Source organism: Streptomyces sp. 4N509B, from assembly GCF_052245655.1.
GTDB lineage: Bacteria > Actinomycetota > Actinomycetes > Streptomycetales > Streptomycetaceae > Streptomyces.
This window is the reverse complement of the sequence record NZ_JBQQBZ010000001.1, coordinates 159,265-182,768: the sequence shown is the minus strand read 5'-3', so window position 1 is coordinate 182,768 and position 23,504 is coordinate 159,265. Positions and strand designations below refer to the sequence as shown.

At 73.3% G+C, this 23,504-nt stretch carries 19 protein-coding genes, 1 tRNA gene and 1 pseudogene; 10 read left to right on the top strand and 11 right to left on the bottom strand.

Features of this window, described 5'->3' with window-relative positions; translation table 11 throughout:
• Positions 1 to 26 precede the first annotated feature (26 nt).
• On the bottom strand, positions 27 to 368 hold the full coding sequence (locus tag ACTWP5_RS00795; RefSeq protein ID WP_443218660.1) for a hypothetical protein: 342 nt from the start codon (positions 366 to 368) through the stop codon (positions 27 to 29).
• Positions 369 to 777: 409 nt separating this feature from the next.
• Between ACTWP5_RS00795 and ACTWP5_RS00790 the strand changes: the two genes are divergently transcribed.
• Positions 778 to 3,711, top strand: a complete 2,934-nt coding sequence (locus tag ACTWP5_RS00790; RefSeq protein WP_443218659.1) for an ABC transporter substrate-binding protein — start codon at positions 778 to 780, stop codon at positions 3,709 to 3,711.
• Between the two features lie 54 nt (positions 3,712 to 3,765).
• Here the strand turns inward: ACTWP5_RS00790 and ACTWP5_RS00785 are convergent, their stop codons facing one another.
• Complete coding sequence (locus tag ACTWP5_RS00785) at positions 3,766 to 4,533, bottom strand: alpha/beta fold hydrolase (protein ID WP_443218658.1); 768 nt, start codon at positions 4,531 to 4,533, stop codon at positions 3,766 to 3,768.
• A 271-nt stretch (positions 4,534 to 4,804) separates the two neighbouring features.
• Between ACTWP5_RS00785 and ACTWP5_RS00780 the strand changes: the two genes are divergently transcribed.
• A complete protein-coding gene (locus ACTWP5_RS00780) occupies positions 4,805 to 5,758 on the top strand; it encodes a TIGR03621 family F420-dependent LLM class oxidoreductase (protein WP_443218657.1) in 954 nt (317 codons plus the stop codon).
• A gap of 87 nt (positions 5,759 to 5,845) precedes the next feature.
• Here ACTWP5_RS00780 and ACTWP5_RS00775 read toward each other — a convergent pair whose 3' ends face one another.
• A complete protein-coding gene (locus tag ACTWP5_RS00775; RefSeq protein ID WP_443218656.1) occupies positions 5,846 to 6,190 on the bottom strand; it encodes a MerR family transcriptional regulator in 345 nt (114 codons plus the stop codon).
• Between the two features lie 59 nt (positions 6,191 to 6,249).
• Here ACTWP5_RS00775 and ACTWP5_RS00770 point away from each other — a divergent pair, with 59 nt between their 5' ends.
• On the top strand, positions 6,250 to 7,107 hold the full coding sequence (locus ACTWP5_RS00770) for an aminotransferase class IV family protein (RefSeq protein WP_443218655.1): 858 nt from the start codon (positions 6,250 to 6,252) through the stop codon (positions 7,105 to 7,107).
• 69 nt (positions 7,108 to 7,176) lie between these two features.
• Here ACTWP5_RS00770 and ACTWP5_RS00765 read toward each other — a convergent pair whose 3' ends face one another.
• From ACTWP5_RS00765 to ACTWP5_RS00750, 4 genes are all read right to left on the bottom strand, one after another.
• A complete protein-coding gene (locus tag ACTWP5_RS00765; protein ID WP_443218654.1) occupies positions 7,177 to 7,752 on the bottom strand; it encodes a sigma-70 family RNA polymerase sigma factor in 576 nt (191 codons plus the stop codon).
• Between the two features lie 205 nt (positions 7,753 to 7,957).
• Positions 7,958 to 8,497 (bottom strand): hypothetical protein, encoded by a 540-nt coding sequence (locus ACTWP5_RS00760; protein ID WP_443218653.1) that lies wholly within the window; start codon positions 8,495 to 8,497, stop codon positions 7,958 to 7,960.
• 370 nt (positions 8,498 to 8,867) lie between these two features.
• On the bottom strand, positions 8,868 to 11,885 hold the full coding sequence (locus ACTWP5_RS00755; RefSeq protein WP_443218652.1) for an AfsR/SARP family transcriptional regulator: 3,018 nt from the start codon (positions 11,883 to 11,885) through the stop codon (positions 8,868 to 8,870).
• Positions 11,886 to 12,338: 453 nt separating this feature from the next.
• On the bottom strand, positions 12,339 to 13,466 hold the full coding sequence (locus tag ACTWP5_RS00750) for a hypothetical protein (protein ID WP_443218651.1): 1,128 nt from the start codon (positions 13,464 to 13,466) through the stop codon (positions 12,339 to 12,341).
• A gap of 369 nt (positions 13,467 to 13,835) precedes the next feature.
• Here ACTWP5_RS00750 and ACTWP5_RS00745 point away from each other — a divergent pair, with 369 nt between their 5' ends.
• A complete protein-coding gene (locus tag ACTWP5_RS00745; RefSeq protein WP_443218650.1) occupies positions 13,836 to 14,057 on the top strand; it encodes a type II toxin-antitoxin system VapB family antitoxin in 222 nt (73 codons plus the stop codon).
• Entirely contained in the window at positions 14,054 to 14,464 is a 411-nt protein-coding gene (locus ACTWP5_RS00740) for a PIN domain-containing protein (protein WP_443218649.1), read from the top strand. Before ACTWP5_RS00745 ends, ACTWP5_RS00740 begins: the two co-directional genes overlap by 4 nt.
• Positions 14,465 to 14,639: 175 nt before the next feature.
• On the opposite strand, the gene ACTWP5_RS00735 is transcribed toward ACTWP5_RS00740, so the two are convergent.
• The 4 genes from ACTWP5_RS00735 to ACTWP5_RS00720 form a co-directional block, all read right to left on the bottom strand.
• Positions 14,640 to 14,713 (bottom strand) — tRNA-Gly (locus tag ACTWP5_RS00735).
• 54 nt (positions 14,714 to 14,767) lie between these two features.
• Complete coding sequence (gene dcd / locus ACTWP5_RS00730) at positions 14,768 to 15,343, bottom strand: dCTP deaminase (RefSeq protein ID WP_443218648.1); 576 nt, start codon at positions 15,341 to 15,343, stop codon at positions 14,768 to 14,770.
• A 175-nt stretch (positions 15,344 to 15,518) separates the two neighbouring features.
• Entirely contained in the window at positions 15,519 to 16,274 is a 756-nt protein-coding gene (locus tag ACTWP5_RS00725) for a Yip1 family protein (protein ID WP_443218647.1), read from the bottom strand.
• Positions 16,275 to 16,276: 2 nt separating this feature from the next.
• The gene (locus ACTWP5_RS00720; RefSeq protein WP_443218646.1) at positions 16,277 to 18,463 is read right to left on the bottom strand and encodes a heterodisulfide reductase-related iron-sulfur binding cluster; all 2,187 of its coding nucleotides are present in this window, start codon (positions 18,461 to 18,463) and stop codon (positions 16,277 to 16,279) included.
• Between the two features lie 240 nt (positions 18,464 to 18,703).
• On the opposite strand from ACTWP5_RS00720, the gene ACTWP5_RS00715 reads away from it, so the two are divergent.
• From ACTWP5_RS00715 to ACTWP5_RS00695, 5 genes and pseudogenes are all read left to right on the top strand, one after another.
• The gene (locus ACTWP5_RS00715) at positions 18,704 to 19,702 is read left to right on the top strand and encodes an LCP family protein (protein WP_443218645.1); all 999 of its coding nucleotides are present in this window, start codon (positions 18,704 to 18,706) and stop codon (positions 19,700 to 19,702) included.
• A 95-nt stretch (positions 19,703 to 19,797) separates the two neighbouring features.
• Positions 19,798 to 20,199: pseudogene (locus tag ACTWP5_RS00710) on the top strand (DUF488 domain-containing protein); the annotation flags it as partial.
• Positions 20,200 to 20,297: 98 nt separating this feature from the next.
• Complete coding sequence (locus ACTWP5_RS00705) at positions 20,298 to 20,948, top strand: NADPH-dependent F420 reductase (protein ID WP_443218644.1); 651 nt, start codon at positions 20,298 to 20,300, stop codon at positions 20,946 to 20,948.
• A gap of 10 nt (positions 20,949 to 20,958) precedes the next feature.
• On the top strand, positions 20,959 to 21,759 hold the full coding sequence (locus tag ACTWP5_RS00700; protein ID WP_443218643.1) for a peptidoglycan recognition protein family protein: 801 nt from the start codon (positions 20,959 to 20,961) through the stop codon (positions 21,757 to 21,759).
• Between the two features lie 226 nt (positions 21,760 to 21,985).
• Positions 21,986 to 23,284 carry a PP2C family protein-serine/threonine phosphatase gene (locus tag ACTWP5_RS00695; protein WP_443218642.1) on the top strand — a complete coding sequence of 433 codons (1,299 nt, stop codon included), beginning with the start codon at positions 21,986 to 21,988 and terminating at the stop codon, positions 23,282 to 23,284.
• Positions 23,285 to 23,504: the final 220 nt, after the last annotated feature.

The window sequence follows — 23,504 nt, the reverse complement described above, 5'->3', positions numbered from 1 at the left end:
CGCCGTGCGGTGCGCCCGCGCCCGTGTCAGATGGCCCGCGCGATCGACGGGTCGGGCGCGGCGCCGGGCGTGACCACCCGGTTCATGACCGAGTGGGCGGCCTGGTCGGTCTCGCGACCGGTGGCCGCCGTCACGCCGAGGTCCTGCGAGAGCGCCGCCAGGGCGCGCGACAGGGCCTCGCCGGCCCGCCCGAGGTTCTCGTAGTTCTGCACGGCGGTGGCCGTGCCGCTGCCGTTGTACGCGGTCTGCACGGTGCCGGCGTGCCCGCCGATCCCGGTGGCGACCTCGTTCATGTCCTGCTGCGCCTGGGCGATGATGCCCTTGACGCGGTCGACCTCTTCGGGTGAGAGCTTGACCTCTTCGGCCATGGGAGCCTCACTTTCGGGTAGATGGAGCGCGGTGCCGAACGCCACGCGCCACGGAACGGGGCCCGGCGGGCCGCGCGGGTCTCCGTGGCGTTCGTGCGGAGAAGCGCGTTGTGGCCACAGGGTGACAAGACCTCACAACGTCGACCAGGGTCTGACACGTCTCCGGGACACCGAGGGACGCCCACGCCGCTGACCTGGGACAACAGGACGCCGTGGGATACCACGGCGGGACGCCCGGGATGGCCGGAGCGGCCGGACCCGGCGGTGTCGGCGCGGCCCGGCACGCCTGTTCCCCGGCACGCCGAGGCGTGACGACTGCCGTGGTCGGGCCCGCAACTGACAGAATTGCCCGGCGGGTTCGGCGTCCGACCGGTGACGGCGGGACGCGCGGGGCGAGCGAGGGGGGACAATGACAGGCTTCCAGGAGTTGGACTCCTCCGACCCACCGAGCATCGGGCGCTACCGCATCCTGGCCCGCCTGGGCGCCGGCGGCATGGGCCGGGTCTATCTCGCGCGGTCGCCCGGCGGCCGGGCCGTCGCCGTGAAGGTGGTCCGGCCGGAGCTCGCCGACGACCCCGGCTTCAGGGAACGTTTCGCCCGCGAGGTGGCCGCCGCCCGACGCGTCAACAGCTTCTTCACGGCCGGCGTCGTGGAGGCCGACACCGACGGAACCCCGGCATGGCTGGCCACCGCCTACGTGCCGGGCCTGTCGTTGGCGGAGGCCGTCGCCCAGCACGGGCCGTGGCCGCCCTCCTCGGTCTCGGCGCTGGGAGCCGCCCTGGGGGAGGCCCTGGAGGCGATCCACGCGGCGGGAGTCGTGCACCGGGACCTCAAGCCGTCCAACGTGCTGATCGCGGCGGACGGCCCGCGCGTGATCGACTTCGGGATCTCCGTGGCGGCGGAGGCGGCCAGCGCCCTGACGCAGACGGGGATGGTGGTCGGCACGCCGGGGTTCATGGCGCCCGAGCAGGTGCAGGGCGACCCGGTCGGGCCGGCGGCCGACGTCTTCGCCCTGGGCGCCGTGCTGGTCCACGCCGCGAGCGGGCAGGGCCCGTTCGGCACGGGCTCGGCGCACGTGGTGAACTTCCGCGCGGTCTACGAGCCGCCCCGCCTGGACGGGCTGACGCCCGAGCTGCGGGCCCTGGTCGAGCCGTGCCTGGCCAAGAACGCGGCGGAACGGCCGTCCGTGCCGGCGCTGCTGGAGCGGCTGGCCGGGGCGGCGGGCGAGGCGGTGGCCGGGGCGGCGGGCGAGGCACCGGTCTCTGCCCGGGCGATGGTCGACTCCGCGTGGCTTCCCGCATCCCTGGCGCGGACCGTGCTGCTGCGCCGGCAGACGCCCCTGCCCACGCCCAGCGAGGCCCCGGCCCCGCCTCCCGCATCCGGCAGTGCCGCGCCCTCCACCGCGCCGCCACCGGACGCCCCACCGGACTCGCCGCCTCTACCTCCGCCCGCGTCCCCGCCCGTCTCCCCGCCGGCAGGCTCCGCCCCACCCCCACAGACCACCACCCCACCGCGTCCCCCGGAGCCCCCAGGACCCCCCGTGGTCGGCCTCGCCGCCACGCCCGCGTTCCGGACGCCCGGCCGGCGCCGTCGCCCGCTCCTGCTGTCGGTCGGCGCGGCGCTGCTCGCCGCCGTCGTCGGCCTGGTCATCGTCCTGTCCTCCAACGGCGACGGGTCGGGCGGCGACGGCACCTCGCAGGGCGGCGGCGGGACGTCGGAAGGCGGCGACGGCGAGAACAGCGGAGGCGGCGGCGACACCCCCGCCGACGGTGGCGGTTCGGGCGGCGACGAGACGTTCGTCTTCGGCACCGCCGCCGCCCCCGTCTCGCTCGACCCCTCACTGGCCAGCGACGCCGAGACCTTCCGCGTGACGCGGCAGGTCTTCGAGACGCTGCTGCGCCACGAGCCGGGCGGCACGGAACTGGTCGGCGGGCTCGCCGAGAGCTGGGAGTCGAACGCGGCCGGCACCGCCTGGACGTTCCACCTGCGCGACGACGTGTCGTTCCACGACGGCGTCCAGCTTTCCGGCGAGGCGGTCTGCCGGAACTTCGACCACTGGTACCGCCAGACCGGCGCCCACCAGGACCCCTCCGTGACGTACTACTGGCAGATGGTCTTCGGTGGCTTCGCCGAGAACGAGAGCCAGGACACCCCCGACCCCTCCTACGTCGGCTGCACCGCTCCCGACGAGCTCACCGCCGTCATCGAGGTCGCCCGCCCCACGGCCAACCTGCCCGCCGGCTTCGCCCTCTCCTCCTTCGGCATCCACTCCCCGGCCTCCCTCGACCTGATGGCCTCCCAGCGGGGCACCGACGAGGACGGGTTCTTCGTGTACCCCGGGTACAGCCAGGAGCCGGGCGTCCTCGCCGGCACCGGCCCGTTCCACGTCGCCGGCTGGGACCACGGGAACGACGAGGTCACCCTGCGGCGCTTCGACGCGTACTGGGGCGGGCCGGCCGGCGTCCGCGAGCTGGTCTTCCGCACGATCCCCGACGGGACCGGCCGCCGACAGGCGCTCCAGGACGGCACCATCGACGGCTACGACCAGGTGGCGCCCGCCGACCTCCAGACCCTGCTCGACGCCGGCTTCCAGGCACCCACGCGCGACGTGTTCAACATCTTCTACCTCGGCTTCACCCAGGAGGAGAACCCGGCGCTCGAGGACCTCCGCGTCCGGCAGGCCATCGCCCACGCCATCGACCGGGAGGCGCTCGTCGACACCCACCTGCCACGGGGCAGCGTCGCCGCCACCCAGTTCGTGCCCCACACCGTCCTGGGACACTCCGAGGACGTCACGACGTACGCCCACGACCCCGACCGGGCCCGCGAGCTGCTGGCCGAGGCGGGCCAGGAGGACCTGACGGTCGAGTTCTGCTACCCGACCGAGGTGAGCCGCCCGTACATGCCCGACCCCGCCGACCTCCACGAGCGGCTGCGCGCCGACCTCGAAGCGGTCGGCATCACCGTCGAGCAGAACCCCATGCCGTGGAACCCCACCTACCTGGAGACCGTCTGGGACGGCGGCTGCGACCTGCGCCTCATGGGCTGGAGTGGCGACTTCAACGACGGCTTCAACTACGTGGGCGGCTGGTTCGCCGGCTACTCCGAGGAGTGGGGCTTCCGACACCAGGAGCTCTTCGACCTGGTGGGCCGCGCCGGGACCGAGCCGGACGTGGCCGCGCGGACCGCCCTGCTGGAGGACGTCAACGAGCTGGTCATGGACATCCTCCCCGGCGTCCCCCTCTCCAGCTCACCCCCGGTCGTCGTCTTCTCCCCCGACGTGAACCCACCGGCGCCCTCCCCGCTGTCCCAGGAGGACTTCGCGGAGATCTCGTTCGACTAGGCCCTGTCCGGCCGCCGACACGGCGTCGGGGCGGCGTCGGGGCGGCGTCGCCGGTCAGTCCGCCAACGCCGCCGCGGTGGCGCGGGCGAAGCCCTCCGGGTTGTCCAGCATGATGTTGTGCCCGCAGTCCGGGACCGGGACCACGGCCACGCCGGCCGCGCCGAGCGCGTCACCGCCCGGGAGCGGGCCGTCGGCCTCGGGCAGCAGGTAGGCGCGGGGGATCCCGAGCCCCAGCAGCAGTTCGCGCAGCGACGGCACGGTGCCGCGGGTGAGGTGCACCGCGCTGCGGTGCAGGGCCTCCCGGCCGGCCAGGCGCATCGTGGACCACCAGTGGGCGCCGGCCCGGTCGCGGGTCTCCTCCCAGCCGCCCGCCAGGAACTCCCGCTCGGAGTACGCGGCGATGCCACCGCTGCCCGGGGCACCGCGTCGGGGCTGGATCGGGTCGAGGTTGGCGTCGACGAGGACCAGGCGGGAGACCAGCCGGGGGTGTCGGACCGCCAGGACGATGGCGACCGAGCCGCCCATGCTGTGCGCGACCAGTTCGGCGCCGACGACACCGGCCGAGCTCAGCGCCTCGGCGAGCGCGTCGGCGTGCGACTCCAGGGTGTAGTCGAAGCCCGTCGGCCGGTCGCTGATGCCGTGCCCGAGCAGGTCGACCAGCAGGGAACGCCGGCCGGCCAGCAGCGGATGGACCGCGACCTCCGTGAAGTACGCCGGCGACGTGGCCCCCAGCCCGTGCACGTAGACACGCGAGGGCTCCCGCCCCGGCAGCTCGACCCAACGAATCCGGTCGCCCTCCGACGTCACGACGGCACTGCGCACAAGCTTCTCCCCCGCACTCCCGCTACCACTCCACTCCGCGCCCGTCCCGACCGACGGCGAGACGAGCGTAGCCACCCCAAACGCGACGCACGAACCTCCGCCACGGCCCGGCCGCCACGCCACGACCGGTCCGCCCGGTCCGGACACCCCGCCACCGCCCGGCAACCGATGCCTCTGCCGATGCCTCTGCCGATGCCTTTGCCTCTGCTGCTGCCTCTGCCCGGAGACGATTTCCCTGGCCTTCCCCGCACATCTTGGGCACGATGACGCGATGCGTCCCTTCCGCTTCCTCACGTCGGCCGACGACATGCTCGACGGTCCCGGCCTGGCCGCCTTCGCGCGTCGCGCGGAGTCGATCGGCTACAGCGCCCTGATGTCCCCGGACCACCTGGTCGTCCAGCACGCGCCGGTCCCCTACCTCGCCGCCGCGGCCGCCGCGACCGAGAGGCTTCGTGTCGGCACCTTCGTGTTCAACAACAACCTCCGGCACCCCGCGATCCTGGCCCACGAGCTCGCGACGGTCGACCAGCTCTCCGGCGGACGCCTGGAGATCGGCCTCGGAGCCGGCTGGAACAAGCCCGAGCACGACGCGATCGGCATCCCCTTCGAGCCCGTCGGCACCCGGGTCGCCAAGCTCACCGAGGCGATCCGGATCGTCAAGGGCTGCCTCGGCGACGAGCCGTTCTCCTTCGCCGGCGAGCACTACACGATCACCGACTACGACGCACGGCCGAAGCCGGTCCAGCGCCCGCACCCGCCGATCTTCGTCGGTGGCGGAGGGAAGCGGCTGCTGACGCTGGCCGCCAGGGAGGCGCAGATCATCGGCCTGGCGCCCCGGCTCGGGAAGGACGAGAACGGCCTGCCGACACTCGACGCGCCCAGCATCACCGTCGCGGCCACCGAGGAGAAGATCGGCTGGGTCCGCGAGGCGGCCGGCGACCGCTTCGCCGACCTGGAGCTGAACAGCTACCCGACCGGCGGCCCGATGGTCCTCACGGCCGACGCCAGGGGCGAGGCCGGCCGACGCGTCGACCAACTCCGCGCGCGCACCGGCGTCGAGCTGACCGTCGAGGAGGTGATGGAGTCCCCGCACGTGTTCATCGGCTCCATCAAGGAGCTGACGCGGAAGTTCGTCGAGCTGCGCGAACGCCTCGGCATCAGCTCGTTCCTCCTCGACGACATGGAGACCTTCGCCCCGATCGTCGAGGAGTTGGCGGGACGCTGACCCCGCCAGCCGTCGTCGACACCCGAGGTGGCACCCAACGCGGCGCCCCGGAGCGGCCGCGCGGGCGGCCTGCGGCCCCGTCGCCTCTCAGGGCGCCGCGAGATAGCCGGCGAGTGTGCTGCGGCGGCGCTCCAGCTCGCCGATCCGCCGCTGCGTGGCCATCAGCTCATCGCCCAGAATGGCCCGCACGTCGACGCACAGGTCGAACTCCGGTGCCTCTCCCCGGACACAGGGCATCACCGCCCGAATCACCTCGGTGGACAGGCCGGCGTCCAGCAGCGCACGGACCTGCCGCACGGTGAGCAGCGCGCCCTCGTCGTACTCCCGGTAGCCGTTCGCGCCCCGGCCGGCTTCGAGCAGCCCCTGCTCCTCGTAGTACCGCAGCATCCGGGGCTTGACCCCGGTACGCCTGGACAGTTCACCGATCAGCACGCGCTCCTCCTCTTCCGGGCTTGACCTTCCCATCGGTGTGAAGCCCTAGGGTCGCCGCCATGAGCACCGACACCGACACCGGCATCGTGTCCGGCGACCAGACCTCCGACCGTACGCCCTCCTTCGTCGTCCAGCGCAACGGCGTCCCCGCGGAGACCGGGGAGCTGACGCCGGTGGCGTTCGCCGGCTACGCGCACTTCACGGCCATGCAGACACGCGACGGCCGCGTCCGCGGGCTCGACCTCCACCTCGACCGCCTGCGCGGCGCCTCCCTGGAGCTCTTCGGCCGGGCGTTGCCCGACGAGCGGGTCCGCTTCCTCCTGCGGACGGCGATCGAGGCCGGCCCGGCGGACATGTCCCTGGTCGCCACCGTGTACTCGCCGGCGGGTGAGTTCACCGCCGCCGTGGACGGCGCCGAGCCCGACGTGCTGGTGCGTACCGGTCCGGCCGCGGGCGGGCCCGCGGGCCCGTTGGCGCTGGCGGCGGTCGAGCACGAACGGACGCTTCCGGCCGTGAAGCACGTCGGAGAGGTCGCCAAGACCTACTATCTGCGCCAGGCCGTCGCCGAGGGGTTCGACGACGCCGCGTTCGTCGACCGCCTGGGGCGCTTCAGCGAGGCGTCGATCTGGAACCTGGTGTTCTGGGACGGTGCCACGGTGGTGTGGCCCGAGGCAGCGATGCTGACCGGGACCACGATGGGCGTCGTCCGCCGCCAACTGGACCGTCTCGGGGTGCCCCAACGGGTTCGCGAGATCCGGGCCGCCGACCTGCCCGCCCTGGCCGGTGCGGCGGTCATGAACTCCTGGACACCCGGCGTCCCGGTCCACCGCATCGGCCCGGTCGACCTCCCCGACGCCCCGGCCTTCCTGGAACTCCTCCACCGCGCGTACCGCGCCGAGCCCCTCACCGCTCCCTGACGACGCGGCCGACCGGTCGACCGATCGACCGGCCGACCGAACCTCCCACCCCGGGGAGGCGTGGCCGAGCTACGGGAGCGCCGCACCTCGCCGGCCGCTTCCGGCGCGTTCGCCCGGACCGTCGTCCACGACGCGGCCGGGGCCGAGGGCCAGCCGCAGCGCCCGCAACGCGTGGTACAGGCGCGACTTCACGGTGCCCTGGGGGACGCCGATCGCGAGGGCCGCCTCCCGGGTCGACCGGCCGACGTAGTACGTCTCGTACAACACCTCCCGGTGCGCGGGCGAGAGCGCTCGCACCGCCGGCCCGAGCATGTGCAGGGACAGGATCCGGTTGACGTCGTCGGCGTCGGTCGCCACGTCGTCCAGCCAGCTGTCGCCCGTCTCCTGGGGACGCGCCATGCGCTGCCGGTGGTCGTCGATGACGAGGTTCCGTGCCACCGTGAACAGCCACGGCCGGAGCGACTGCCTGGTGTCCAGGTTGCGGCTGAGCCAGCTGCGCAGCAGCGTCTCCTGCACCACGTCCTCGGCCCTGTGTCGGTCGCCGGACAGCAGCCGCAGCACATAGCGGTGGAGAGCGGGCGCGTGCTCCTCGTACAGCGTGCGGAGCGTTTGCTCGCGGGCGCTGCTCGTGTCCTCTGATCCCATGACCGCCCGGCCCATGCCGGAACCCCCTCTTCCTCGGTCGCACAGGGCTCGCGTCCGGACCGGCGAGCGCCGGCCCCGCGCTTGGTCGGGAGTCTCGCGAGCGGCGTTCCACACGGTGTTGACGAGCGATTGACCCTGGTTTGACGCGGCCGCGCCGTGAGGGCCGAATCCGGGGCCTGAGCTGCGTATACGGAGGGCCGGCAGCTCAGGGGCACTCGTCGGTGAAGGCCCGCAGCCGCTGCCTGATCCGGTGTGGCAGGGTCAGGTCGGCCGCCGCCGAGCCGTCCGCCGTCACCAGGTCGCACCAGAGGTCGAGCAACGCCCGCCCGTGGCGGGCGACGACCGACGGCGGGTAGCCCCGCGTCCACCAGGCGTCGACCGCGCGCGTCAGATCCTCGTGGGCGCGGGGGTCGCCCTGCTCGTGGCGGATCCGGGCGATGTCCAGGAACGTCTGGCTGGAGCTCAGGTGGTCGCCACCCAGGTAGGCGACGTACGCCTGGAGGCTGCGGGACTCCAGGGTGTAGGGGTGCTCGTCGCCGTAGGCGCGGGCGGCGTGCCGGGTCAGGCGGAGGGTGAGCACCGCGGCGCGTTCCCAGTCCTGGTCGGCGATGGCCTGGTTGGCGTGGGCCACGGTGGTGTGGAACTCCGTCGGCACCTTCGGCGCGCCACCCTCGCCGGCAGCCTGGTGGGGCTCCGCGGCGGCGGGGGGCGCGTCGCCCGAGGCCCCTCCGTGGTTGTCGCTCATGGCAGCACGCCCATCCTCTCCGTTGTCTCTCCCGTGGCGGGTGAACCACTTCCGGCGACGATCCGTGAGGGCTGTCCGACGGATACGTCACGCCTGGAGAGCGCACGGGCGCACCGTCCAACCAGTTCAGTTCGGAGAGGGGGCGGACGTCGTATCGATGCTCCGACGGCTACGACGGCGGCGACGGCTACGACGGGCGGCTTCGACGACGGCTACGACGGCGCCTTCGACGACGCCGCCGTTCGTCGAGGCGCGACGGCCGGGGACGCGGCGTGACGCACGCGCCGCACGTGTCACCCATGGCGCGCGTGCCGCCCGTGACGTCCGCTCACCGCGGCGTCCGCACGGGCGGCGACCAGCCGCCCGCCGGTCAACGGGACCGGGCGTGCTCGGGGTCCTCCAACTCGCCGAGACGACCCCGGATCACCTCGGCCTCGTGATGGTCCGAGCGCTGGAGCAGTTCGAGCGCCGCCCGCCAGCTGGCGCGGGCCGCCTCCCGGTCGCCGACGTCCAGCTGGACCTCGGCGAGGGTGTCGAGCGTGTGGGCCTCGCCCAGGCGGTTCCCGAGCTCGCGGTGGATCTCCAGCGCCTGGTGGTAGCAGGCAAGGGCCTCGGTGTGCCGGTGGAGCCGGTGGTGGGCCAGACCGAGGTGTGCCAGCGTGACACCCTCCAGCCAGCGGTTCCCCGTGGAGCGCTGGACGACCAGCCCCTCCCGCAGCGCCTCGACGGCGTCGTCGAGGCGGCCGAGCCCGATGTAGGCCTCGCCCAGGTTGTTCAGGGCGATGCTCTCGCCCCAGACGTTGCCCGACGCGCGGTCGGCCTCCAGCGACCGGACGGTGTACCGCCTGGACATCTCGTACCGGCCGGCCCGCAGGTGGGCGTCGCCGAGGTTCCCCAGCGTCTTCGACAGGCCCTGCTTGTTCCCGAGCGCCTCGTAGAGCGGCAGCGCCTGCTCGTAGTGGTCGATGGCCTCGTCGAACCGGCCGAGCTCCGACAGGGCCGTGGCCACGAGCAGCAGCGACTCGGCCTCCCCGAGCGGGTCGCCGGCGACCCGCGTGGCCGTCAGCGACGTCCGGGCGACGTCGAGCCAGTCGTGGAGGTGGCTGCGCAGGTAGAGGAAGCCCCACAGGGCGGAGCTCAGCCGCCAGGCGGTCCCGGTGTGCGCCCGTGCCGCGGCGAGATGGACGGCGGCCACCAGGCTGATCCGCTCGGCCTCGCACCAGGCGAGCGCCTCGTGGTGGGTGGCGAACGTCAGGGGGCGCAACGCGTCGGGAGGCGGGCCCAGGGGGAGGCGCTGACGCGACGGGGTGATGCGCGCGCCGGCCTCGTCCGCCGTGTGCAGATACCAGACGAGCAGCCGCTCGACGGCCGCCTCCCGGTCCTCCGGCGACTCCTCGGACTCGGCCAGCTCGGTGGCGTACGTCCGCAGCAGGTCGTGGAAGGTGTAACGGCCGGGGAAGTACTCGCTGAGCAGGTTGGCGCTCGTCAGCTCGGCCAGCAGGGTCCTGGCCTGCCGGACCGGCAGCCCCGCGAGGCTGGCCGCGACGGGAGCGGAGAAGTCGGGCCCCGGATGCAGGCCGAGCAGCCGCAACAGCCGCGCCGCCGGGGCGGACAGGGCCTGGTGGGAGAGCGAGAACACCGCCCGCACGTCGGAGGTCATGTCTCCTCCGGCGAACACGTCGAGGCTGCCGTGGCTCTCGGCGAGCTCCGCGACGATCGCGGAGAGCGGGAAGTGCGGGTGCGTGGTGAGGCGTGCGGTGATGATGGCCAACGCCAGCGGTAACCGGGCGCACCGCGCGATGATCTCGTCCGCCGCCGCCGGCTCCGTCACCAGCCGCTCGGCGCCGAGCCGGCGGACCAGGAAGTCACGCGCCTCGGTGAGGGTCATCGGGTTCAGCGTCAACGAGCGCGCGCCCTCGTTGGCGATCAGGCTGGTGAGCTGGTTGCGGCTGGTGACGATGGCCATGCAGCCGGGGGAGCCGGGCAGCAGGGGGCGCACCTGCTCGGTGTCGCGGGCGTTGTCGAGGAGGATCAGAACCCGCCGGTCGGCGAGCAGGCTCCGGTAGAGCGCCACCTTGGCGTCGAGGGTGGCCGGCATCTCCTGCGGGGAGACGCCGAGGGCGCCGAGGAAGGAGTGGACGGCGTCCTCGACCGGCACGGCCGAGCCGGTGGGGTCGAAGCCGCGCAGGTTCACGAAGAGCTGGCCGTCGGGGAAGCGGTGGGCGATCTGGCGGGCCCAGTGCACCGCCAGGGCGGTCTTGCCGATGCCGGCCATGCCGCCGATCGCGGTGATCAGCACGGTGGCGGGCGCGTCCGTGTCGTCGGGCAGCAACGCGTGGGCCTCGGCGAGCTCGGCGCGCCGGCCGGTGAAGACCGCCAGGTCGGCGGGGAGTTGGGCGGGGCGGGTCAGGGCAGGAGCCGGGGCCGGGGCCGGGGCTTGGGCGGCCGCCGGGGGTGTGGCCGGCTCTGGCCGCCCGGTGGGCGCCGCCGGCGCCGGTGACGCCCAGGCGGGTGCGGCGGGCGCGGCGGGCGCCGAACCGGCCGTCAGGGGCGTCGGGTCCGTGGCGGGCCGCTCCCGGCCCGACGCGGGCGGGTGCAGCGACGGGTCGGCGGCCAGTATCCGGGCGTGCAGCTCCCGCAGCGGCGGGCCGGGCTCGATGCCGAGCTCGGCCACCAGGGTGCGGCGCGTCCGCCGGTAGACGTCCAACGCCTCGGCCTGCCGCCCGGACCGGTACAGCGCCAGCATCAACAGCCGGCACAGCTCCTCGCGCAGCGGATGTTCGCTGGTCAACGAGGCCAGCTCGCCGACCACCTCGACGTGGTGCCCCAGTCGGATGTCGACGTCCAGGCGCAGCTCCAGCGCGTTCAACCGCTGCTCGACCAGCCGGGTCCGTTCGTTCTCGGCCAGCGGGCCGGGAATGCCGGCCAGCGGCGTCCCCTCGCAGAGCGCGAGCGCGGCGTGCAGCAGGCCGCCGACCCTGACGAGGTCGTCCGTGTCGCGCAGCCGCATCGCCTCCGCCACCCGCCGCTCGAACACGACCACGTCCAGGGCGTCGTCGGCGACGTGGACCGCGTAGCCGTCGGCGACCGAGACGATCACCCGGGGATCCTCGCCCGCGGCCCGCCCGGGCTCCAACACCTTGCGCAGCCGGGACACGTAGGTGCGCAGCACGGTCCGTGCTCCCGACGGCGGCTCCTCGCCCCAGACGGCGTCGACCAGCTCGCCGACGGTCACATGACGCTTGCGCCGCAACAGCAGCGTCGCCAGAACGGCCCGCTGCTGAGGGGACCCCAGGGCCAGCTCCCCGTGCTCCCCGTCGGGCTCCCCCCGCCAGGCTCGGACCGGCCCCAGGAGCGCGAACCGTAACCTCGGGTCAGGCTCACTCACCGCTCGCCTCCGCCGACCGGCTGTTCTGGCATGTCCACATGTCGTTCGACGCTACCTTTCCCGGCGCCGGGACGTCGAGACGGACTGGGGAGTAGTTCGGACTGGTCAGTAGGGGATTACCCGCCTTCGGCCGCCCGCTGTCCGGTCTCCCGGCCGTTCGCCGCCGACCCGTGCGGGGACGCCCACGTGAGCCGTCACAGGACCCACACACAAAGCTGACAGGCCGGCGAGGTGTGCCGCCGCGCGCATGGAGCCGTGCCGGACGTGGGCCGGAAACGGGACGCCTCCCGGAAGCGGGCGCCGGGAACCCAACTCGTCGCGGGGGTGGGTTGGGTGGAGGCGGTCATGCACACCGACCACGGCGTGCGGCCCGGACTCACGGTGCAGGCCATGACGGGCGAACCGCCGGACCGATCAGCGACCCCACCGATCGGTCGGCGGTTCCCCCTCAGTTCATGGAAGCTCCGCGTAGGCGGCGAAGCCGGTGAACACGTCGATGTCTCCGCCGGCCACCCAGAGCCGTCCGGCGTCGGCGTCCGCACTGGTCAACACGACGGCGTTCGTGGTCGGACTCGCGACCTGGACCAGGCGTGGATCCTCGGCGCCGGGCCTGGTCGTGAGCACCAGGGGGGTCGAGGCCCAGTCACGATCGAGCTCCTCGCCGACGACGACGGGCTGCCCGTCGACGATCGTCACGTCGTAGACCTGTGCCGAGACGTTCGGCGTCTGCACCTCGCTCCACTCCGAGCCGTCGTAGTGCCAGGCGATCGGCTGGATCGCGCCCCCGGTGTAGCGAAGACCCGCCGCCCAGACGTCGGTGGCGTCGACAGCGGCGACGCCGCTCAGGATCTGTGACCCGTCAGCGGGGAACTCCTCGACCATGGTCCAGGACGTGCCGTCGAAATGTGCCAGGCCGGGGTTGAGCGCCAGCCACGCGTCGTCGGGAGCCAGCACCGTCAGGCTGTTGCCGTTGATCGCGTTCTGGAGACCGTCGGCGTACTCGGTCCACTCGCCGTCGGCGTACTGGTACACGACAGCGGTTTCGGCGGAGCCGATCCGAGCCCAGCCGGTCACCCAGACGGTGCCCTCGGCGTCCACGACGACGTCGTCGAACGCGCCGATCTCAGCCGGACGCGGGATCTCCGCCCACGTCGTGCCGTCCCAGTGCACCACCAGTGGACTGGTCGTGCCCGCGTCGGCCGAACCGTCCCAGCCGACCGCCCAGACGTCGTCGGCGGCGGCGACAGCCACCTCCACGAGGTTGACTCCCGGGACGTCCGGCGTCGCGTCGATCCAGGCGTCGCCGTCACGTCGCAGCGCCACCAGCCGCTCGCCGTACTCGGACCCGACGGCCCAGGCGGCACCGTCGGCGGCGTCGACGTCCTCGATCATGAGGCCGGGCTGACCGATCGACGTCTCGGTCCAGCTGTACGGATCGACCTTCGGCGCTGCCGCGCCCGAAGCCGGTACCGCCGACACCGCAGTCCAGACGAGCGCCAGAGCCGAGGCTCCGATCGCCCACCGCAGGCGTCCGGCCCGCAGGTCTCGATCCTCGACCCGCGCTACGGTCACGTTCGACATCCACACTCCACTGATCACGGGCACGTCAGGCGACGGAGCCTCCTACAGTTACTGATGCCGCCACAGGGGCTGTGGGTTGTGTGGAGGGGGAGGCCCGTGTGAGAGGGCTCCCTGTCGGGCGGTCGCCGAGGCCATGGGTGTCTCCGCCCCGCGGGTTTCGGCGATCGAACACGGCGACGTCGCTCGCACCGACGTGGCGACGCCCCGCTCCTGCGCGTACCCGCGGTGATCGCGTTTCTCCGACCGTTCTGGCACAGATCTGGCACGGTCGCGCACTGTCGGTGATGCCCGGAGTGGTTCCCTCTTCCGCTGGGCGTATGTGGGTGACGTACACTGCTATGTACATAACCAACATCCAGGAGGTGCGTCATGTCTGTGACACAGATCGACATCGATGACGACGCTCTGCAGCGGGCCATGGCGCTCTCCAAGGTGAGAACGAAGAAGGAAGCGGTCAATCTCGCCCTTCACTTCTACGCCGAGCAACAGGAACGCGCGGCCCGCATCACTCGGCACTTCGAGCGCGCGCGCGCGTGGGGGGCTGTCGATGATGCCGAGGCGTTGCACGAGGAGGAGAAGCGTCGTCGATGATGTACCTGCTCGACACCTCGGGTCTGATCCGGTTGCTCCGGGAGCCGAAGCTGCAGTCGGCCTGGTATGACGCGATCGACGCTGGCACCGTTGCCTCGTGCTACCCGGGCCGCACTGAGTTCTTGTACAGCGCGCGGAGCTTGCGCGAGTACGACGAGATCGCGGAGATGTTCACGGATCTCTACCCTGACGTGTCGGTGCCGAAGAACGCGGGGCGTTGGATCGGCGCGGTGCAGCACCGCATGGCCCAAGCCGGTGAGCATCGCAGTGCCTCGACAGTGGACCTGATGATCGCCGCGACTGCGGCACACCATGGCCTGGTGGTCCTGCACGACGACGCCGACTACCGCGTTGTCGCACGGCACGCCTCGGACTTCGACGAGCACAGCATCTTCGAAACAGGCTGACAGCCAGCCAGCAGCGAGCCGGAGAGCTGGGCACCTGGGGGTAGCCGGTCGAGAGGCGGCGAACGAGATGCACGGCGACGGATCGGGCACGGACCGGGCACGCGGGTGTGGAGTCGGTCTGGACAACACAACGGCCCAGGCTGGGGATCCTGTCCCTGGCCTGGGCCTTTACTTATGGAGCGGGCGACGGGAATCGAACCCGCGCTCTGAGCTTGGGAAGCTCATGTTCTGCCATTAAACTACGCCCGCCTGGCGGCCGGCCGCTGGTGGGCGGGCCGGACTCGTCGGGGTCACCTTACCGCATCAGACGCGGGTGCGGTGGAAGTTCAGGTAGGAGCGGGACGGGGTCGGGCCGCGTTGGTCCTGGTAGCGGGAGCCGACGCCGCTGGTGCCGTACGGGCGTTCCGCCGGGGACGTGAGGCGGAACATGCACAGCTGCCCGATCTTCATGCCCGGCCAGAGCTTGATCGGCAGCGTGGCGACGTTGGAGAGCTCCAGCGTGACGTGGCCCGAGAAGCCCGGGTCGATGAAGCCCGCCGTGGAGTGGGTGAGGAGGCCGAGGCGGCCCAGGGAGCTCTTGCCCTCCAGGCGGGAGGCGATGTCCTCGGGGAGGGTGACCACCTCGTAGCTGGAGGCCAGCACGAACTCGCCCGGGTGGAGGATGAACGGCTCGTCGCCCGGCGGTTCGATCATGCGGGTCAGGTCGGGCTGCTCGACGGAGGGGTCGATGTGCGGGTAGCGGTGGTTCTCGAACACCCGGAAGTAGCGGTCGAGGCGGACGTCGATGCTGGAGGGCTGCACCATCGACGGGTCGAACGGGTCGATCCGCACGCGTCCGGCGTCGATCTCTGTCCGGATGTCCTTGTCTGAGAGAAGCACGCCGCCGAGGCTACCCTCCCCGGCTCTCCCGGCCCGCGACGGATCCCCGAGGCGCCTCGTCGGATCAGGGGGGAGCACGTGACGCGCTTCGGCAGGAGGCGGTGGGGCGGGTGGACGACGTGGTGGGCGTCGACTTCCCAGGGCTGCGGGTCAGGGCCCTGGCCCGCAGCGGGGCTCAGAGGGTGCCGAGCTTGACCAGGGCGAGGATGGCCAGCAGCTGGAGGCTGGAGGCGGCCAGGGCCCGTGGCCAGGCGATCTCGTGGGAGCGGCTGACCATCATCGTGAGCAGCAGGCCGGCGAAGAGCCAGGTGGCCCAGCCCAGCACCTGCACGACGGGGTCGGCTCCGCCGAGGAAGAGCGCCACGGCCAGGCGCGGCACGTCCGTCAGGGTCATGATCAGCATGGCGAGGCCGGTGGTGGGGGCCCACAGGCCGTTGCCGCCGAACTGGCGGGCGAGGTTGTGCGTGACGGTGCCGAGGAGGAGCGCGCCGAGCACCATCGCCACGCCCGTGACCAGCAGGGCGGGCACGAGGGCGGAGGTGGTGGTGTCCAGGACGGACTCGCGGGCGCTGTCGAGGCCGAAGACGGCGACGAGGCCGTAGAGGAAGGTGACGACGAGCGCGGGGCCCCACATGCTGTAGTCGCGCATCTGCCAGAACGTGGTGCTCGGCCGCATGACGATGCCGGTGAGCAGCTCGCGCCAGGTCAGCCGGGGCGGCGGCGGGGGCGACGGCTGGCCGGCGTCGCCGTCCCCGTACGGGTCCGCGCCGTACGGGTCGTCGCCGTGCGGGCCGTACGTGCCGTACGGCTGACCGCCGTGCGGCCCTCCGGGGTGCGGCTGCGGCTGCGGGTACGGCTGCTGCGGGTGCTGTCCCTGGTGCGGACCGTACGGCTGCTGTGCGTACGGATCTTCGTTTCTGTAACCGGCCACGCCTACGAACGTACCGTCTCCTGCTCCGGCTCGTCCTTCGTCCTGACCGAGTCGAGAAGGAGTTGGGCCACATCCACGACACGGACCTGACGCGTCCCCTCGCCGCCGCCGGCCTCGCCGCCGCCCGCCGCTGCCTTCGCGTTGACGGAGTCACTGAGCATGATCTGGCAGAAGGGGCAGGCGGTGGAGAGGATGTCGGGGTTGAGGGAGAGGGCCTCGTCGACGCGCTCGTCGTTGACGCGCTTGCCGATGCGCTCCTCCATCCACATGCGGGCGCCGCCGGCGCCGCAGCAGAAGCCGCGCTCCTTGTGGCGGTGCATCTCCTCGTTGCGCAGCCCGGGGACGCGGGCGATGATCTCGCGCGGCGGGGTGTAGACGCGGTTGTGGCGGCCGAGGTAGCACGGGTCGTGGTAGGTGATGAGGCCCTCGACGGGGGTGACGGGGACGAGCTTGCCGTCGTCGACGAGCTGCTGGAGCAGCTGGGTGTGGTGGACCACCTCGTACCTGCCGCCGAGCTGCGGGTACTCGTTGGCGAGGGTGTTGAAGCAGTGGGGGCAGGTGGCCACGATGCGGGTGGCGCCGGCCTCGTTGAGGGTGGCGACGTTCTCCTCGCCGAGCTGCTGGAAGAGGAACTCGTTGCCCAGGCGCCGGGCGGAGTCGCCCGTGCAGGTCTCGTCGCCGCCGAGGATCGCGAAGCGGACGCCCGCCGTGTGCAGCAGTTCGGCGAAGGCGAGGGTGGTCTTGCGGGCACGGTCCTCCAGGGCGCCGGCGCAGCCCACCCAGTAGAGGTACTCGACCTCGGAGAGGTTCTCGACGTCCTGGCCGACGACGGGCACCTCGAAGTCGACCTCCTTGGTCCACTCCAGCCGCTTCTTCTTGGCCAGGCCCCAGGGGTTGCCCTTGCGTTCGAGGTTCTTCAGCATCGTGCCGGCCTCGCTGGGGAAGGACGACTCGATCATCACCTGGTAACGGCGCATGTCGACGATGTGGTCGACGTGCTCGATGTCGACGGGGCACTGCTCGACGCAGGCGCCGCAGGTGGTGCAGGACCAGAGCACGTCGGGGTCGATGACGCCGTTCTCCTCGGCGGTGCCGACGAGGGGGCGCTCGGTGACGGCGGTGGCGGCCGACCCGGCCGCGGCGCCGTCCGCGCCCGCCGCCGCCAGGAGGTAGGGGGCGGTGGCGTGGGCGTGGTCGCGCAGCGAGGTGATGAGGAGCTTGGGGGAGAGCGGCTTGCCCGTGTTCCAGGCCGGGCACTGCGACTGGCAGCGCCCGCACTCGGTGCAGGTGGAGAAGTCCAGCAGGCCCTTCCACGAGAAGTGCTCGATCCGGGAGACGCCGAACTGGTCGTCCTCGTCCGGGTCCTCGAAGTCGATCGGCTTGCCGCCCGAGGTCATCGGCTGGAGCGCGCCGAGGGCCGGGGCGCCGTCGGCGTTGCGCTTGAACCAGATGTTGGGGAAGGCGAGGAAGCGGTGCCAGGCGACGCCCATGTCGACGTTGAGGGCGACGGTGATGGCCCAGGTCATCGTCGTGCCGAGCTTGATGAGGGCGACGAGGTAGACCAGGTTCTGGAGGGTGTCGGTGGACAGGCCGTCGAACGCGGCGACGAGCGGGTACGTCACGAGGTGGCCGAGGCCGTAGTCGTCGACGTGGTGGAGGGCGCCCTCCAGACCGCGCAGCACGAGGATGCAGACGCCGATGACGAGGATGACGTACTCGACGAAGTACGCCTGCCAGGCGGTGGAGCCGGCGAAACGGGACTTGCGGCCGGCGCGGGAGGGGAGGCTGGCCAGCCGGATCCCGATGAGGGTGAGGATGCCGAGGGTGGTCAGGGCGGCGATCAGCTCGACGAAGAGCTCGTAGGGGACGAAGCCGCCGAGCAGGGGGAGGGTCCAGTCGGCGGCGAAGAGCTGGCCGAAGGCCTGGACGATGGTGAGGCCGAGGGTCAGGAAGCCGATGGCGACGAACCAGTGCGCGACTCCCACCAGCGGCCAGCGGTTCATGCGGGTGTGGCCGAGGAACTCGCGGGCGAGGGTGCGGGTGCGCTGGGCGGGGGAGTCGGTGCGGGTGCCGGAGGGAACGGGCTGGCCCAGGCGCAGGCGGCGGAAGATCTCGGCCACGGCCCGGCCGAAGAGCGCGACGGCGACCACGGTCAGGACGAGCGAGACGACGATCGCGACGAGTTGCATGGTTGCTCCCTGAACCTCCGGTACGGCGATGAGCACGATAGCCCAGCGGGGTGGTCCGGAGACTGATCGTACTTGCTAGTAACTTCTTGGGTCCAGTCTCGCCGACCTCCTCCGATCAGTGGGCCGCCTGGCGGGAGAGTGCGGCAATCATCCGGAATGCGTATCTGATGTCCTACGCTGCGTGAGCGGGCCGACGCGGCGCGACGGACGGCGGGAACGACGGCGGAAGGGGTAGGCGGCATGCGCGGGATGACGCGCGGGCAGCGGGTGCTGTGGTGGACGCTGCTGGCCTTCGGCGTGCTGCTCGCGGTCGTCGCGGGCGTCGCGCTCCTCGTGTACCAGAAGCTCGACAACAACATCCGCACCGACCACGCCACCGCCGAGTCACTCGAACGGCACGCCGGCGCGCGGCCCGTGACGGGCGGCGCCGGTGGCAGAACCATCATGGTCATCGGCTCCGACCGGGGCTCCACCCCCGACAGCGCCCGTTCCGACACGGTGCTGCTGCTCCACCTCTCCGCCGACGGCAGGCGCGCGGAGGTGGTGGGCGTGCCGCGTGACCTGATCGTCGACATCCCGGCCTGTGAGGGCTGGGACGGCGAGCCGAGCGAGGCGACGCCGACCCGCGCGCAGTTCAACTGGGCGTACCAGTACGGCGGCGCGGCCTGCACGATCCGGGCGTTCGAGAACTTCTCCGGCGTCCGCGTCGACCACCACCTCGTCGTCGGCTTCGAGGACTTCGCCCGCGCGGTCGACGCCCTCGGCGGCGTCGAGGTCGTCCTGGAGGAGGACGAGTACGACCCGAACGTCGGCCACGAGCTGTCGGCCGGCCGCCACCTGCTGGACGGCGAGGAGGCCCTGGCGTACGTGCGGGCCCGCGTGTACGTCGGGGACGGCAGCGACCTCAACCGGATGGCGCGGCAGCAGGACTTCCTGCGGCTGCTCTACGAGACGGCGCGCGAGCAGGACCTCGCCACCAGCCCCACCCGGCTCTACCCGGTGCTCGACGCGCTGACCTCCGCCATCACCGCCGACCCCGGGCTGGACTCGCTCGGCAGCCTCTACCAGCTGGTCAGGGACATCCGCGCGGTGCCCAGGGACGGCCTCAGCTTCCACACGGTGCCGACGCGGCCCCACCCCGAGCTGCCCGACCGGCTGGCGTTCGACCAGCCGGCCGCCGACAGACTCTTCGCCGCGCTCCGCGAGGACCGCCGGCTGCCCGCCGGGAGCGCCACGTGACGGCCGGGCGGTCCGGCGGTGGGCGGTCCGGCGGTGGACGGTCCGGCGGTGGGCGGTCCGGCGGCGGGCGCGGCGGCTCGCGGCGGTCCGGTGAGGTCCGCGTCCGGCGGGTGTACGAGGAGCCGTCGCCCGACGACGGCGCGCGGGTGCTCGTCGACCGGCTCTGGCCGCGCGGGCTGCGGCGCGAGGAGGCCCGGGTCGACGACTGGCCCAAGGAGGTGGCGCCCTCGACCGAGCTGCGCCGCTGGTTCCACGAGGCGCGTGACGAGGCTCGCGTCGGGACGGGCCACGAGGGCTCGGAGGCGGGGGAACGGCGGGTCTGGGAGGAGTTCCGCGGCCGGTACGAGGCGGAGCTGGCGGCGCGGGACGGGCCGGGGGCGCGGGCCCTCGACGAGCTGCGCGAACGGGCCCGCGCCGGGGCGTTGACCCTGCTCACCGCCGCCCGCGAGCCCGAGCACAGCCACGTCGCGGTCCTCGTCGAGCTGCTCCGCGGCTGAGCGCGCGACGGCCGGTGCCCAACCGGCCGTCACCCGGCCGCCCACCGCCCGGTCGCCGTTGAGATGCGCCCTGGTCAGGGGCGTGCTCGCATGGAGACATGCTGGTCTCCATCATCGGCGCGGGCAGGATGGCCCGCGGCATCGCGACCCGTTCCCTGGCGGGCGGGCACACCGTCCGGCTGATCGACCGGAGCCACAAGAAGGCCGTCGACCTCGCCGACGAACTGCGGCGCGCCTCCCCCGGCGAGCCGGGAGAGGTGGAGGCGTCCGACGCGATCGGCGTCGAGGACGCCGACGTGGTCGTGCTGGCGCTGCCCCACCCCGCCGGGGTGGAGGTCGTCGCCGACTACGGCACCGCGCTGACCGGGTCCGTCCTGGTCGACATCTCCAACCCCGTCGACTTCTCCACCCTCGACTCCCTCACCGTGCCCCCGGGCACCTCGGCCGCCGAGCTGATCGCCGCCGAGGCGGCCCCGGGCGCGCCCGTGGTGAAGGCGTTCAACACGACCCTCGCGGGCACCCTGCTGACCGGCCGGGTCGCCGGCCAGCCGCTGGACGTGCTGATCGCGGGGGACGACGCCGAGGCGAAGCTGACCGTCGCCGAGCTCGCCTCCTCGGGCGACCTGCGGCCGTTGGACGTCGGGCCGCTGCGGCGGGCGCGCGAGCTGGAGGGGCTCGGGCTGCTGAACATCACCATCCAGGAGCCGCTGGGCCTCAACTGGTCGAGCGCGATCAAGATCATCTCCTGACGGGAGCGCCGTGTCCGGTCTACGCAGGTGGTTCGTGTGGGGGGTGGTGGCGGCGGTGCTGCCGTTGGCGCTGTTGGTGACCTGGGAGGGGGGACTGTCGGGTCTCGGCCGCGACGCGCCCACCCCCGGGGCGGGCTCCGGCGACGTCGGAGCCGCCGGCGGACGGGCCGGCGAGCAGGCGGCCGGCGCGCGGGCCGCCGCGGCGCGCCCGACGGTCGTCAGCCGCGTGGAGTGGGGGGCGGACGACGCGTTGCTCGGCGAGCCGGTGACGTACACGGGGGCGGCCAGGGCGGTCTTCGTCCACCACACCGGCCACCCCGACGACTACGACTGCGCCGAGGTCCCCTCCATGCTGCGGGCGATGCAGGCCGACCACGTGCTGCGCCTGGGCTGGGACGACCTCGGGTACAACTTCGTGGTCGACAAGTGCGGCACCATCTACGAGGGGCGCGCGGGCGGCATCGACCGCTTCGTGCTGGGAGCCCACACCACCGGCTTCAACCACGACAGCGTCGGCATCGCGGCGCTCGGCGACTTCCCGTACGCCGGCACCGTGCCGGGGCCCGTGCTGGAGGCCATCGCGAAGATCGCGGCGTGGAAGCTGCGGCCGGGCACCGACCCGCGCGAGAGCGTGCGGCTGGTCTCCACCAACGACGCCAGCCGCGTTCCCGAGGGCTCCCAGACCGAGATCGACGTCATCACCGGCCACCGCGACATCTACTACACCCACTGTCCCGGGGAGGGGCTGACCTCGGCGTTGCCGGAGATCCGGTCGCTGACGGCCCGGCTGCGCGCCCGCGCCGCCCCGTGATCGGCGCGGCGGGCGCCGACAGGGGCGTCGACAGGGGCGCCGACGAGGCCGGTGACCGCATGGCTGGTGACCGCAGGGCCGGCGCTCGGGCGGCCGGCGCTCGCGTGTCCCGCGCTCGCGCGGCCGACGAGACGACGCGGCCGGCGGCGACGCGGCCGGCGGCGACCCGGCCAGCGGTGACGCGGCCGGCGGCACCGGGGCAGGCGGCGACGCGACCGGGAGCGATGTGACCGGGGACGACGCGTCCGGGGTGGACGAGGCGACCAGAGCGGCCAGGGCTGCCTGGATCGGCGCGGTGGGTGGACCCCTGCTGCCGCGCTGGCTGCGGGTCGTGCCCGTGGCCCTCTTCGTCGTCGTCGGCGCGCTGACGCCGGTGGCCCCACGGTGGCTCCAGGTGGCCACCCTGCTCGCCGCCCTGCCGCCGATGGCGGGGCTCCTCTACGGCCCGCTCGTGACGGCGCTGTTCGGTGCCGCCGTGCTGGTGGCGCTCTCGCAGCCGACCACGGAGCCCCACGTCAGCGGCGGGGACCTGGCGGCGGTGGCGGTGATGTCGTCGTTCGGCGTGGTGGTGGCGTGGTTCCGGTCGCGGTACACGCGGAACCTGGTGGTCTTCCGCAGCGTCGCCGAGGCCGCGCAGCGGGCCGTGCTGCCGCCGCTGCCGCCCCGCGTCGGCTCGGGGCCGGGGGCGGTGCGCTGCGCCGCGCTGTACCGGCCGGCGTTGCGGCCGGCGCTGGTCGGCGGCGACCTGTACGACGTGCGGGACGGGCCGCACGGGGTGCGGGTGCTCGTCGGCGACGTCCGCGGGCACGGGGTCGAGGCGGTGGGGACGGTGGCCTCGCTGCTCGGCGCGTTCCGGGAGGCGGTGCTCGACGAGCCCGACCTCGGCGGCGTGGCGGGGCGGCTGATGCGGCGGCTGGCGGTGGACGCGCGACGGAATCGCTCGCGGGGTGAGGAGGTCGACACGGAGTTGTTCGCCACGGCGGTGCTGCTGGAGGTCGCGCGGGACGGCCGCGCGGTGCGGGTGGCGAGCCTGGGGCACCCGCCGCCGCTGCTGCTCAGCGACGGGCGGACGCGGGAGCTCGCGCCGCCGCCCGCGCCGCCGCTCGGAGTGGTGTCGCCCGGCGTGGCACTATCGGCGATGGCGGCGCCGTTGCGTCCGGGCGACGTTCTGTTGGCGTACACCGACGGCGTGACCGAGGCGCGCGACAGCAACGGCGCGTTCTTCCCGCTTCTGGAGCGGCTGGCCGCCCGACCGTGGGAGGGCGAGGCGACGGCCGCCTCGCGCCCCGGCGCCGGGTACGGACGGTGGCCGTCCGACCGGTGGCCGGGCCGGCGGGCGGGTCCGCGCTCCGGCTCCGGCTCCGCCGCCGGCGCGCCGGCCGCCGCGTGGTCGGGGCCGCCGCGGCCGCCCGAGCCGGCGGCGCTGGTGGCGTCCGTGGGGCGGGAGCTGTCGGCCTTCGCTCCGAAGCTCGCCGACGACGTGACGCTCCTCGCGATCCTCCCCGAGGCCGCGCCGGGCGCCTGAGCGGGCCGTGGCTGCGGGGTGTGCCGGGTCGTGCGCCGTGGCGGCCGCGGCCGGCGTCGAGGGCGCCGGCGAACGGCCGGGGCCGGGCCGGGACCGGGGGGCGCGCTGGCGGCGCGCCGGCCGTGAGCTGGCCGTTGGAGCGGGCTGAGCGGTGGAGGCGGACAAGTGTTGAGTCCCCTCGGCTCAGGTCATTTGACTCAGCATCCTTGCTCATGCACTC

What these genes read in the sequence shown, in the direction of transcription:
- ACTWP5_RS00790 (WP_443218659.1), top strand. Translation starts at nt 778, where the DNA reads ATGACAGGCTTCCAGGAGTTGGACTCCTCCGACCCACCGAGCATCGGG.
- ACTWP5_RS00705 (WP_443218644.1), top strand. Translation starts at nt 20,298, where the DNA reads ATGCTGGTCTCCATCATCGGCGCGGGCAGGATGGCCCGCGGCATCGCG.
- ACTWP5_RS00770 (WP_443218655.1), top strand. Translation starts at nt 6,250, where the DNA reads ATGAGCACCGACACCGACACCGGCATCGTGTCCGGCGACCAGACCTCC.
- ACTWP5_RS00765 (WP_443218654.1), bottom strand. Translation starts at nt 7,752, where the DNA reads ATGGGATCAGAGGACACGAGCAGCGCCCGCGAGCAAACGCTCCGCACG.
- ACTWP5_RS00760 (WP_443218653.1), bottom strand. Translation starts at nt 8,497, where the DNA reads ATGAGCGACAACCACGGAGGGGCCTCGGGCGACGCGCCCCCCGCCGCC.
- ACTWP5_RS00750 (WP_443218651.1), bottom strand. Translation starts at nt 13,466, where the DNA reads ATGTCGAACGTGACCGTAGCGCGGGTCGAGGATCGAGACCTGCGGGCC.
- ACTWP5_RS00740 (WP_443218649.1), top strand. Translation starts at nt 14,054, where the DNA reads ATGATGTACCTGCTCGACACCTCGGGTCTGATCCGGTTGCTCCGGGAG.
- ACTWP5_RS00715 (WP_443218645.1), top strand. Translation starts at nt 18,704, where the DNA reads ATGCGCGGGATGACGCGCGGGCAGCGGGTGCTGTGGTGGACGCTGCTG.
- ACTWP5_RS00745 (WP_443218650.1), top strand. Translation starts at nt 13,836, where the DNA reads ATGTCTGTGACACAGATCGACATCGATGACGACGCTCTGCAGCGGGCC.
- ACTWP5_RS00720 (WP_443218646.1), bottom strand. Translation starts at nt 18,463, where the DNA reads ATGCAACTCGTCGCGATCGTCGTCTCGCTCGTCCTGACCGTGGTCGCC.
- ACTWP5_RS00795 (WP_443218660.1), bottom strand. Translation starts at nt 368, where the DNA reads ATGGCCGAAGAGGTCAAGCTCTCACCCGAAGAGGTCGACCGCGTCAAG.
- ACTWP5_RS00780 (WP_443218657.1), top strand. Translation starts at nt 4,805, where the DNA reads ATGCGTCCCTTCCGCTTCCTCACGTCGGCCGACGACATGCTCGACGGT.